At 63.5% G+C, this 12,226-nt stretch carries 8 protein-coding genes; all 8 read right to left on the bottom strand.

Annotated features, from left to right (window positions below; genetic code table 11):
- Positions 1–41: 41 nt before the first annotated feature.
- Positions 42–2,186, bottom strand: coding sequence for a glucans biosynthesis glucosyltransferase MdoH (mdoH, locus tag IVB41_RS21880; RefSeq protein ID WP_247434692.1), 2,145 nt, complete (start codon positions 2,184–2,186; stop codon positions 42–44).
- Complete coding sequence (locus IVB41_RS21875; RefSeq protein WP_407062493.1) at positions 2,174–3,628, bottom strand: glucan biosynthesis protein G; 1,455 nt, start codon at positions 3,626–3,628, stop codon at positions 2,174–2,176. The genes mdoH and IVB41_RS21875 overlap by 13 nt, the downstream gene beginning before the upstream one ends.
- A 290-nt stretch (positions 3,629–3,918) precedes the next feature.
- On the bottom strand, positions 3,919–4,746 hold the full coding sequence (locus IVB41_RS21870) for a hypothetical protein (RefSeq protein ID WP_247434686.1): 828 nt from the start codon (positions 4,744–4,746) through the stop codon (positions 3,919–3,921).
- Positions 4,747–4,830: 84 nt separating this feature from the next.
- A complete protein-coding gene (gene fsrB, locus IVB41_RS21865) occupies positions 4,831–6,123 on the bottom strand; it encodes a siderophore utilization protein FsrB (protein ID WP_247434683.1) in 1,293 nt (430 codons plus the stop codon).
- Between the two features lie 55 nt (positions 6,124–6,178).
- Positions 6,179–8,167, bottom strand: coding sequence for a TonB-dependent siderophore receptor (locus IVB41_RS21860; RefSeq protein WP_247434679.1), 1,989 nt, complete (start codon positions 8,165–8,167; stop codon positions 6,179–6,181).
- A gap of 514 nt (positions 8,168–8,681) precedes the next feature.
- Positions 8,682–9,347 carry a methionine ABC transporter permease gene (locus IVB41_RS21855; RefSeq protein WP_247359295.1) on the bottom strand — a complete coding sequence of 222 codons (666 nt, stop codon included), beginning with the start codon at positions 9,345–9,347 and terminating at the stop codon, positions 8,682–8,684.
- Positions 9,337–10,503 carry a methionine ABC transporter ATP-binding protein gene (locus IVB41_RS21850; RefSeq protein ID WP_247434676.1) on the bottom strand — a complete coding sequence of 389 codons (1,167 nt, stop codon included), beginning with the start codon at positions 10,501–10,503 and terminating at the stop codon, positions 9,337–9,339. Before IVB41_RS21850 ends, IVB41_RS21855 begins: the two co-directional genes overlap by 11 nt.
- A gap of 230 nt (positions 10,504–10,733) precedes the next feature.
- A complete protein-coding gene (locus IVB41_RS21845; protein WP_247434673.1) occupies positions 10,734–12,206 on the bottom strand; it encodes a DASS family sodium-coupled anion symporter in 1,473 nt (490 codons plus the stop codon).
- Positions 12,207–12,226 lie beyond the last annotated feature (20 nt).

The following is a 12,226-nucleotide window of genomic DNA, read 5'->3' as shown; positions in this document are numbered from 1 at the left end:
CACCCCTGGGTGGTCAGCGCCCTCACCTACACTGCCATGACCTAGACTTCCGCGGAAGCAGTAGCTCTCGGCATTCGCATGACTTGCTCGAGGGCATTTCGGTGCTTCAGCACGGCAAGGGTCTCGCGTGCGCTGAGGCTGCTGACGACTTCCTCGAAGTCGTCGCTCTGCTCGATCTTGGCCCGGCCGATCGCGAGATCTATGTCGATTTGGCCCGATTTGCGAGGCGGCGTTTCGAGGGACTGCATGTGCGGTCCCAGCAACGCGGGGTTCTGTCGAAGTTCGAGCAGAGCTCCATGTGCCTGGATCCGAGCCTGGCTGGCAAGCTCTCTCGCCCTCTGCAACAGCGCCGGCGCGCGATTGTCCTCGGGGGTCGCAAACAGGTGCGCCATTCGCGGCGCCGTCGACGTGACGAGACCGATCGGAATGGCGCAAACGAGGCCGATGATGACTGGCGACATCCAGAGCAGCAGCGGAAGCGACACGGCGTAGGCGCTTGCCGCCATTGCCAGACCGCATAGGGTCGGCACCGTGAACTTGCGATAGACTTCATCGCGCGTGATCCTGCCATCGCTTCGCCGTTGAACTTGCCAGCCCGCGTCACGACCCAGCAGGATCTCCGCAACGGCGGTGGATTGAAAGATCATCATGGATGGGGCGATCAAGGCGGCAAGCAGGCTCTCGGCGACCACCGCCAGCAGCACGCGAAATCCGCCGCCGAATGCCTGCCGTTCCGCACGCCTGGTGAGCAAAACGAGGTAGGCCAGCAATTTGGGCACGATGAGCAGCCCCATTGTCGCGGCAAAGACCCAGGCGGCGAGCACGGGATCCTGTGCGGGCCAGGTTGGAAACAACGAAAAGCCCTTTGGAAAGTACTCCGGCTTGACGAAATAGGCCTGCAAGGAGATCAGGATTCCGAGCAATAGAAACAGCAGCCACAGGGGCGCGGTGAGATAGGAGCCGATGCCGGTCAGCAGGTGAAGCCTGGAGACCCAGTGCAGGCCTCGAGCCGGCAGAACGGCAAGATGCTGGAGATTGCCCTGACACCAGCGGCGGTCCCGCGCCGCGAAATCCAGCAGCGACGGGGGCACCTCCTCGAAACTCCCACCGAGGCCTGGAGCCATGAAAATCCCCCACCCCGCCCGCCGCATCAGCGCGGCTTCGACAAAATCGTGGCTGAGGATGTGGCCGCCGAAAGGCTTCCTCCCGCGCAATTCGGGCAAGCCCGCCTCTTGCGCAAAAGCCTGCACCCGGATGATGGCATTATGTCCCCAGTAGTTGCCCTCTGAGGCGTGCCACCAGGCGTTCCCGGCCGCGATCAGCGGACCGTACAAACGACCCGAGAACTGCTGAAGCCGGCTAATCAGGGTTCGCGCATTGACGACGATCGGAAGCGTTTGAATCAGCGCGGCCTGCGGGTTTGCTTCCATCGCGCCCACCAGCCGAACGATGGTCTCTCCGCTCATCAGGCTGTCCGCGTCGAGAATGATCATGTAGTCGTAGGCGCCACCGAACCGCCTCACCCATTCGGCGATGTTCCCGGACTTTCGGGCGGTGTTGTCGGATCGGTGACGGTAGTAGAGATGGCCCGAACCGCAGTTGCGCTGCAGTTCCAGAAACGCAAGCTCCTCGGCAATCCAGATGTCCGGATCTGTGGTGTCACTGAGCAGAAACCAATCGAACAACGGGGCCTGTCCGGTCTCGCCGACCGACTCGTACATGGCGCGGAGTCGCGCCATGAGATGGTGCTGATCCTCGTTATAGGTCGGCAACAGCATCGCCGTTCGGCCGGTGATCCCGGGCAACGGACCGTGGCTGTTAATTGGCAGCACATCCGGTCGGCCCCGCAGGAGCACAAAAAAACCGGCGACTGAAGACACGAACGAAAACGCGATCCAGGCGAGCAGCACGAGAAACAGCCCGAACACCATGCCTTCGAGGACCGTGACGCCACCCACCTTGAGAACGTCGTACATCTCAACAGCGCCCGCAGCGGTGATCGCGACCGTTCCGCCAAGAATGAACAGGCGCCGCGCTGCAACGGCAGGGGTGGTCCGCAGTCGCGCCGGATAGGCACGATTTGTCCCGTCCAATCGGCAGGGCAGCATCGGGAGAGGCGTTTCGTCGGGAAGATACCGAATGCCAAGCTCAGGCGAAAGCGCGGGCGACGGCGTCAGGGCGCCCATCGGTAAACCCAGACTTCGGAGATCGGTTGGTCGCCCTGCATCAAGACCGCCCTCAACTCGATAGGCGCGTCCTTCGCGGCGCATTGAAAACTCAGGCGCCAGCCGCCGGTTTCCGGGTTTGGCTGTGTGACGACGTTCTTGATCTCGGATTTGTCGGCGCTGACGGCGCCCCTCACCTTGTCAGGATCGACCTCCTTCAGCTTGTCACCGAGCAGCTCGAGCACGAACAATTTGCTGTCGTCGCCCCGGGCGCCAACGCCTGTGCGGGTGAACCGGGCCAGTGAATTGGGCTTCGGCGCGTCCGCACCCCAGTGCAGACGATAGGTGTAATTGTTTTCGCTCTTGGCCTGGAGAGCTGTTTTCGGGCGCCAGAAGGCGGCGATGTTGTCGTGAACTTCCTCCTTGGTCGGGATCTCAAAGAGGACCACACTGCCCTCTCCCCAGTCTCCGATCGGTTCGACCCAGAGGCTCGGGCGACGCTCAAAGCGCGATTCGATGTCCTCGTAGGCAAAGAAGTTTCTCTCCCGCTGCATCAGGCCGAAGCCGCGAGGATTGAGGTCATTGAATGTGCTGGCCTGCAGATCGCGCGGATTGTTGAGAGGACGCCAGAGTTGCTCGCCCTTTCCGTTGAACACGGCGAGCCCATCGGAGTCGTGCACCGCAGGGCGGAAATCGTCGACATCGTGTCGGTCGTTCGGACCGAAAAAGAACATGCTCGTCATGGGCGCCAGGCCGGCATGCTGCAGCTCGATCCGCGGATAGAGCGACATCTCCACGTCGAAGACCGTCGGAGCGCCGGGCCTGATCGTGAAGCGATAGCTTGCCGTAGCGCTCTTGCTGTCAAGCAGCGCGTGTACCACGACAGATGTGGCACCCGGCGCGGGCTTCTCCAGCCAGAAGGCCTTGAAGAAGGGAAATTCCTCCCCCTTGCTCTCGCCGGTATCGATCGTCAGGCCGCGCGCGGAGAGGCCGTAGGTCTCGCCTTTGGCAACGGCACGGAAGTAGCTGGCGCCGAGAAACGCGCAAACCTCGTCGTAATAGTCGGGGCGATTGATCGGAGTGTGAATGCGAAACCCGGCAAATCCGAGATCGGCGTCCGCTACTTGGCCGATATTGTCGCCGAATGCAAAATCGTCGCGCCGGTACCTGATCGGTACGGCTCGTCCGCCGGAGACCTCGTAAATGTCGACCTTGTTCTTGTAGAAAAAGCCGCGGTGGAAAAACTGGACCTCGAAGGGCAGCTTCTCGCTGCGCCAAGCCGCGCGCTCCGGCAGAAAGCGAATTGACCGGTACTGATCGTAGGTGAGATCCTTGAGCGCGTCCGGGACCTTTTCATCTGGTGGCTCAAAGGGCTTACTCGCCAAGTTGCGGGCAAGCTCGCGGACATAAGAGGGGCCAAACGGCAACTCCGCCGCCGATGCCGCAGAGAGTGCGCCTGGCAGTAGTGTTGCCAAGGGCGTCAATGCCGAGGCTTCCAGGAATTGTCGGCGATTCAACTGTGCTACCCGTTCGGTTCCAACCGCAGTGCAACCCCCTCGTCGCGAACGAGTTCCATGAGCGCGGCCGAATCCGAGCACCCTGTTGCCGACGAGCTCGTCGATGCGGACTTGGCAACATCGCGCTGATCCGCCTCGGTTGCGCCTGCAGGACGAGCTGCAATTTCCGATTGAGCATTCTCGAGCCATGGCGCCGCACAACGCTGCAGCCCCCGGCAGGTAACTGGATGATCGCCTTAGCGCAGCGGCAGCAACTCCAACTGGCTCTGCGCTTTCTTGACCGCCGTCGCATACCAGCTCTGGCTTGGCGCTTCCCTGGCGAAGCACGCCGTGTACGCGGTCATCGCGTTGTCTTCGCGGGTGATGTCGCCGCGGGGGTCTTTCTTGTCGATGGGTTTGGCAATCATCTGCTTCCAGACCTTTTCGCAGGCCGGGATCTCAGCCGTCTTCACCGCGTCGCTTGCGGCGAGAAAGAAGACCTTGTCGCCCTGGATTGCGACGACGTCGATTTCATGCGGCGGTCCCTTCAAATCGCCATTGCCGCGCACGCCCAGTACAGCGACCGCAGCGCTTGCTCCCGCGGGCTTCGTGATCGGCAGCTCGGCATATTTGGCGAAGGCGGAGTCCTGGATGGCTTGATAGTAGAAGCGGTCCGACTTGAATGCCGCGCCGATCTCTTGCGGCATCCCGTCCTCGCGGTGCTCGCGCAGCCAATGCTTGAGCAGCGCGGTGGTGGTCACGACGGCCTGCATCTTGTCGCCTTCGGACGTGAAGCCGAGGCCGTCGAGATGGCCGAAGCCGGAGTCGCCCTTGAAGAGCGTGTCGGCGTTGGTCTTGCCGTCTGCCGGCAGTCCCTTAATGGTGACAGGGCCCACCAGGCCGCGCAGGCCGCCAGTCAACTCCTTGAGCGCCGCATCGTGCTGCTTATAGGTTTCGTCGTTTTCCGTGGCTTTCGAGAACTTTGCGATGTAACGATCGCGCAGGTCGAGATAATGCTGCTCCGGGCCAGCCGCATGTGCGGGCGTGGCGAAAACGAGCAGGCAGAGCAAGGCGAGCGATCTCATGTGATTTCCGACAGGGCTGGGTCTGATCTCCAGTCTTTGTGCCGGTGCCGTGCGGGAAGGTTCATCCGCGAGCGGCCAGGAGCCCTACTCCGCCGGCGTCAGTTGCTGCCGGCTCGGGCGCATCGCCGCTGTCTCGCGGACGCGGATACGGGCGCGGCGCTTGCGCCACCAGATCACGATTCCGGTAACCGAGAGTGCTGCCACCACCAGCCCCATGATCGAGATCAGGATGCGGCCGAACAGTCCCACGATGCGGCCTGAATGCAATGGGAATTGCGCCTGCACGAAGATGTCGGCGGCGGTGCCGACCCAGGGCAGCCGTTCGCCAATCGGACGACTGTCCTCGCTGTCGTAATAGAGCTGCGCCGGGCCGACGCCGCCGGCGCCGTGATCGTCGCCCGGATGGAAGAAGGCGGCGGCATAGACGCCGTGGGCCGGGCCGTAATTGACTGAGCCGACCGGGACGGTCCACCCTCGCCCCTTGCCGTCGGCCGCCGCGCGCGCGGCGATGTCGGCGAAGCCGACCTTAGGCTCGATGGGATCGTCGAGATCGCGATATGGCCGCTGCTCATAGGGTGTCGGCGTGTAATTCGACACCATCTTCATCAGCGGCGAGAACACCTCGAAATAGAGGTTCAGCGAGAACGCCGTGAAGGCGATGATGAACAGGAGGCCCCAGGTCCACAGGCTGAAAGCGCGATGGAGGTCGAAATTGATCCGGTAGGCGCTGCCCGAGGTTTTGATGGTCCACGCCGGCGCCCAGCGCGCCCAGAAGCCGCGTTCGAGCTGGCGCGTGACCTGGGGCGCCCGTGCCGCCTTGGCGCGCCGGCGCGAGGGCAGCGTCAGGTAGAAGCCGACGAAGCAATCGATGGTCCAGATGATGGCGATGATTCCGAGCAGGCGCATGCCCCAGCGGTCGCTGCCCCAGAATTCCGGGATGTGCATCGTGTAGTGCAGCTTGTAGAGAAACGAGACGAAGTTCTCTCGCGTCACCGGCCACACCGCGCCCCAATAGCGCCGGCCGAGCTCCGCGCCGGTGTTGGGATCGAGGAAGATCTGATTGTAGTCGAGCGCGTAACGCTTGCCGGTCGCGGGATCGATCCTGGGCATGACGAAGAACCACAGCGAGTGGCCCGCCTCCGGCGTCATGAACAGGTAGACCACGCGCGCGCGGGGATCGCGCTGCTCGATCATCTTGGCGAGATCGATCGAGGGAATGGCCGGGCCTTTGCTGCTGACGTCGAACAGATGGCTGTTCAGGACCTCGTCGATCTCGTGATCCCAGGAGATGATCGCCCCGGTGATGCCGGAGAAGAACAGGAAGCCGGCCGTCAGCAGTCCCGCCCAGCGATGCAGCTTGCCGAATATCGCTCTCATCGTCTTCTCTCATCAAGCGGGCCCGGCCGCCATCACGGCCTGTCCTCATTCGAACTCACCACCGATACGTCAGCTTGCCGATGGCCTTGCGTCCCTCCGCATAGAAGCAGCCCGACAGGCTGTAGCAGGCGGCGACATAGCGGGTGTCGGCGAGGTTGGTGACGTTCAGCGACAGCCGCCAATTGTCCCTGGTGTAGGCGAGCAGCGCGTCCAGCACGGTCGCGGATCCGACCTTGAACGTGTTGGCGTCATCGCCCCAGGTCGCGCCGACATAGCGGAGGCCGCCACCGAGCTGCAGCCCCGCGAGCGGCCCGGTCTGAAGCGTGTAGTCGTTCCACAGCGAGGCGCGGTTGAGCGGCACGGTGACCGGCGCCTTGCCGACATTGACGGGATCCTGCGTCACCATTGCATCGACATAGGCGTAGGCCGCGCGCAGGTTCCAGCCGTCGGCGAGCGACATCGTGCCTTCGAGCTCAAGGCCGCGCGATTTCACTTGCCCGGTCTGTTCGGCAATGTTGAGCGGAGGCGCAAAGGTGACGACGTTGTCGCGCGTCAGGTCGAAGGCGGCGAAGGTGAACAGCGCGTTCCAGCCGATCGGCTGATACTTGACGCCCACCTCGTACTGCACGCCGGTCTCGGGATTGAGCAGCTGTCCGCTCGGACCGGTGGCGAGCACCGGCAGGAACGATTCCGAATAGCTGAAATAAGGCGCGATGCCGTTGTCGAAATTGTACATCAATGCGGCGCGGCCGGTGAAAGCCGATGCATCCTTCGCGACGGACGTATTAAAGATTCCGCTGTCTACCTGCGTCGTCACGAAATCCTGGCGGCCACTGAGCTGGAACGAGAACCGGCCGAGCTTGATCTGGTCCTGCGCGTAGAGGCCGACTTGCGACTGCTTGACGCCGGTGTCGTCGCTCATGGCGCCCATGGTCCAGTCGTAGCTGTAGACCGGGTTGAAGACGTTGATCTCGGGCGCGGACGTGGTGACGCCAAAGGCTGTGTCGCGGAATGTGGTGTTGCGATAGTCGATCCCGACCAGCGTGGTGTGGCTGAGGAAGCCGGTCGTGAACTTGCCCTGGAGCTGATTGTCCACCGCGAAGGAGTTGATGTAGGAGTTGCTGTAGCTGCCGAAACGCGCGAGCTGTCCCGCGGCCTCGTCGGTATAGCCTCCGCCGAAAAACACCTTCTCCTCGTTGTGCTGATAGGCATAGCGCAAATTCTGACGGAACGTGATGTTGTCGGTGAAATTGTGCGAGAGCTGGTAGCCGGCGGTCGCGATCTCGGTGTTGAACGCGTTGAAGCTCGGCACGCCCGCGAAGAACGAGACCGGTATGGTGCGGCCGTTGTTCGGCCACACCGTGCCCGAGGCCGGCAGGAACTGAAGGCCCCACCCTGCCCGCTCGCGCTGGTAGTTCGCGAGAATCGTGATGGTGGTGTCCTCGTTCGGCTTGAACGTGACGGCGGGCGCGATGAAGACGCGGTTGTCCTTGGTGAAGTCGACCTGGGTCTCGCCGTCGCGCACCACGCCCGTCAGGCGCCACAGCACGGTGCCGTCCCTGTTGGCGGGACCGCCCATGTCGAACTGGCCCTGATAACGGTTGAAGCTACCGCCGGAGATCGAGACCTCGCCGAATTGCTGCGCCGTCGGCAGCTTGGTCACGTAGTTGAGGATGCCGCCGGTGCCGCTGCCGCCATACATGGCCGAGGATGGGCCCTTCAGGACCTCGAGGCGCTCTGCGCCGTAGGGATCGAGGCCGTTGAAGTGCACGTAATTGCTGGAGGGAATCCGCAATCCGTCGACGTAGAGGCCCGACATGGTGGTATCGAAGCCGCGGATCTGGAGGGCGCCGAAACGGGTATCCGAGCCGCCATTGACGTCGCCGCTGACACCCGCGGTGTAGCGCAACGCCTCGCCGATCGAGACCGCACCCTGGTTCCTGACCTGGTCGGTCGTGACGACCGAGACGGACTGCGGGGTTTCGATCAGCGGCGTATCCGTCTTGGTCGCGGTGCCGCTGCGCGTCGCAACGAAACCGCGCACCGGACCATTGGCGCGTTCACCCGTGGCACCGTTCGAGGATGCCGATTGGGTTGGCGCGACTTGCTGCGCCGGAGAGCGACGATTGGCGCGTGCGGTGCGTGTCGCCCCTGAGCGTCGCGTTGATGCGACCGCCGCAGGCCGGGCGCGCTGGGCCGGGGCTTCGACGGTGACGGCGGGAATCTGCGTCTGCGCCTCCACGGCACAGAAGGGTACGACGAGAGCAAATGTGCTGGCCGCTCCGAGGAAGAGAGTCTGTATCTGTCGACGACGCGTGTCGGAACGCGAAGCAAGTTGGAAGTCGGTCACGTCGAGGCCCCACGCACTGCCGGCTTCGCCGGTATCGTTTTTGATGCCTCGCCCTAACGCAGGCGATTTCGGAGTGCGATAGGAACTGCGTTAGAATTTCTCCAGACGCGTGCGCAACGCGTGCGACGAATGCGCTCAGTCGTGTCTCGAAGTTTGGAATGTTTCCAGACCGACAAGAACCTGCTTGTTCGAAATGTCTGAAACGGCGTCAGCGATGTCGCAGCCGGCGGTTGACCCGACGCGCGAAATAATCGCCAGCGCTCTGCACCAGCTGCACCAGCGCGATCAGCACCACGACGACGGCGAGCATCATCTCCGGCATGAAGCGCTGATAGCCGTAGCGGATACCGAGATCGCCCAGGCCCCCGCCTCCGACGGCACCGACCATGGCGGAGTAGCCGAGCAGGCTGACCACCGCGAGCGTCAGCGCCAGCAGAAGACCCGGCAACGCTTCGGGGATCAGCACCTTGAGCACGATCTGCATCGGCGATGCCCCGAACGAGGATGCGGTCTCGATCAGGCCGCCATCGACCTCGCGGATTGCGGCCTCAACCAGGCGCGCGATGAACGGCGCCGATGCGATCGTCAACGGCACGATCGCGGCCGTCGATCCGATCGAGGTGCCGGCCACCAGCCGCGTGAACGGGATGATGGCGACGACCAGGATGATGAAGGGCGTAGACCGTGTCGCGTTGACGACGATGCCGAGCACGCGATTGACGAGAGGCGCCGCGAACAGCTCGCCTTTCCGGCTGGTCGCGAGAAAGACGCCGAGCGGCAGGCCGAAGGCGGTGCCGACCAGAGCGGCGAGCCCGACCATGTACAGGCTCTCGCCGGTCGCCTGGACGATCAGGTTGATGAGTTCAGGCGACATAGCCGAGACGCTCCGCGGGGAATTGATATTGTGACAGCCAGGCCAGCGTGCGCGTCGTCGCGTCCTGGCCGCTGGACATGCCGAGAGGGATACCAAGCGTCAGTGAGCCCACATGCTGGCCGCCGATCTCGTCGATGCGGGCCGACAGCAGCGACACGTCGAGGCCGAGTTCGCGTGCGAGCCGCGCCACCAGCGTGTCGCCGGCCCCTGCCCCGCGCACTTGGACGCGGATCACCGCCTGTCCGCCCGCAGGCGGCTCCGAAACGATCCGGCTCGCCAGCGACACCGGCAGGCTGTCTCCGATGACCTCGGCCAGGAAGGATTGCGTGATCGGATGCTTGGGGTGGGTGAAGATGTCGGCGACATGGCCGCTCTCGACGACGCGGCCGGCGTCGAGCACCACGACGTCCTTGGCGAGCTGGCGCACCACGGACATCTCGTGGGTGATCAGCACGATGGTCACGCCGAGTTCGCGGTTGATGTTCGCGAGCAGATCGAGGATCGCCCGCGTGGTCTGCGGATCGAGCGCCGAGGTCGCCTCGTCCGACAGCAGCACGCTGGGTCGCGTCGCCAACGCTCGCGCGATGCCGACGCGCTGCTTCTGGCCGCCGGAGAGTTCGGACGGGTAGCGGTCGTGCTTGTCCGCGATGCCCACCAGCGCAAGCAGCTCGGCGACCCGGGTTTTGATGTCCGCTTTGGCCCAGCCGGCAATCTCGAGCGGCAGCGCGATATTGGCGGCTGCGGTGCGCGAGGACAGCAGGTTGAAGTGCTGGAAGATCATGCCGATCGAGCGCTGCGCCAATCGCAGTTCGCGCCCTGCGAGCGCCGAGATATCTCTGTTATCGACGATGACGCGGCCCGTGGTCGGCCTCTCCAGGCCGTTGATGAGCCGGACCAGGCTCGATTTGCCGGCGCCGGAGCGACCGATGACGCCGGTGATCGAACCGTGCGGGATCGCGAAGTCGATGTTTTGCAGGGCATTGACGCCGGGCTTGCCGCGATAAGCCGGATAGGTTTTCGAGATGCCTTCGAAGCGGACCATCGCGTCAGGCGCAGTCGCGGCAGCCGAGATCGCGTGACCTGAGATCGCGTCAGGTTTTTCGATCGGCTGTCCGATCGCGAGCGACGGGTGGACGTTCATGGAGGCGGCCTTCATGCACAATAGTTCCGCTTGCCTCTGGGGCATCCGGGAACCGGTCGCATCAAGCGACGGAGAGTGAAACCGCGATGAGGACTCAGCTGGAGCGCGCTGCACCGCAGCAGGCACCATCGCCCTTTCAGGTCTCTCTGGCAATGTCAGATATTTGTGGGGAATTGGACGAAGTTTTCCGAATTTCTCCCCACTGAAGAAAATTCATCTGCCGCCGTCTTGGCCCTCGCCCCGGCTCAGGTGACCCGCAACCAGGGCCATACGATCAGCAGGAGCCCTGCGAAATAGAGCACCCCGAAAATCAGCCCAAAACCCCAGAACTGACCCTTGCCGATATAGCCACTGCCGAAATACATCGGCGCCGGCCCGGTCGCGTAAGGTGAGATCACCCCCATCAGGCCGAGCGAATACATGCAGAGCATGGCGAGCGTCGTAACCGGCAGGTCGGGGATGCCGGATCCGACCGCGAGCACCACGGGCAGCACGGCGGCGGCATGCGAGGTGATGCTCGAGAAGAAATAGTGGATCCAGAAGAACAGTGCGACCAGCAGGAGCATTGCGGTCGACGGCGACAGCCCGACGAGCGGCTTTGCAAATTCGGTCGCGAACCATTTGATGAAGCCGATCTCGTTGAGGCCCGAAGCCAGCGTCAGCAGCGAGGTGAAATAGAAGAACACCTCCCAGGCGCCCTTCTCGGCGACGATGTCCGCAAACTCGATCACGCCCGTCACCAGCATCAGCGAGATCACGATGAACACGACGGTGGTGGCGTTGACGAAATTCGAGCCCAGAAGCGGCACGCGGATGTCCGGGCTCGAGCCCGCGATCCACAGGAACATCGCGAGCAGGATCAGCGCCAGCATGATCCACTCGTTGCGCGACATCGGGCCCATCTCCGAGAGCTCCTTCGATGCCCATTCGGAAATTTCCGGGCTGCTCTTCACCTCGGGGCGGCAGACCGCGTAGCTGAGCAGCGGGACCAGCACCATCAGGAGGAGGCCGAGCGGCGCAAAGCCGATGAACCACTGCGCCCAGCTGACCTCGATTCCGACGGTCTTCTTGGCGATGGCGAGCGCCGCTGCATTGGGCGCGAGCGCGGTGAAAAACAATGAGCTGGTGACGGCGGTCGACGCGAACGCGGTCCACATCACGTAGGTGCCGATCTTGCCGGCGGTCGGTCCTGGCTCGGAGCCGTAGATGCGCGGGATGTTGCTGATGATGGGATAGACGATGCCGCCGCTGCGCGCGGTGTTGGACGGTGTCGCCGGCGCCAGCAAAAAGTCCGACATCGCCACTGCATAGCCGAGACCGAGCGTGTTGGTGCCGAGCTTTTGCACCAGCACGAGCGCAATACGCCGGCCCAGCTGGCTTTTGCGGTACCCGATCGAGAACACGAAGGCGCCGACGATCAGCCACACCGTGCTCTCGGCAAAGCCCGCCAGCATCCAGCGCAGCGACTTGGTCGGATCGGGATCGATATAACCGCCGACGCCGGCAACCGTCAGCCCGATCAGGCCGACCGCGCCCACCGGCATCGATTCCAGGATGAGCCCGGTGATGACGGCCGCGAAGACGGCAAAATAGTGCCACTGATTGACATTGAGCCCTGCCGGCACGGGCCACAGATAGATCACCAGCCAGACCGCGAGCGGCGCGATCAGCTTCCAGCGAAACCCTTTCGCCTCAGGCGCCTGCGAGCTACCGGCCATGGGCCCTTTCCCCCCTCGAT

Source organism: Bradyrhizobium sp. 44 (genome assembly GCF_023073095.1).
Lineage (GTDB): Bacteria > Pseudomonadota > Alphaproteobacteria > Rhizobiales > Xanthobacteraceae > Bradyrhizobium.
This window is presented reverse-complemented; position numbering and strand designations above follow the sequence as displayed.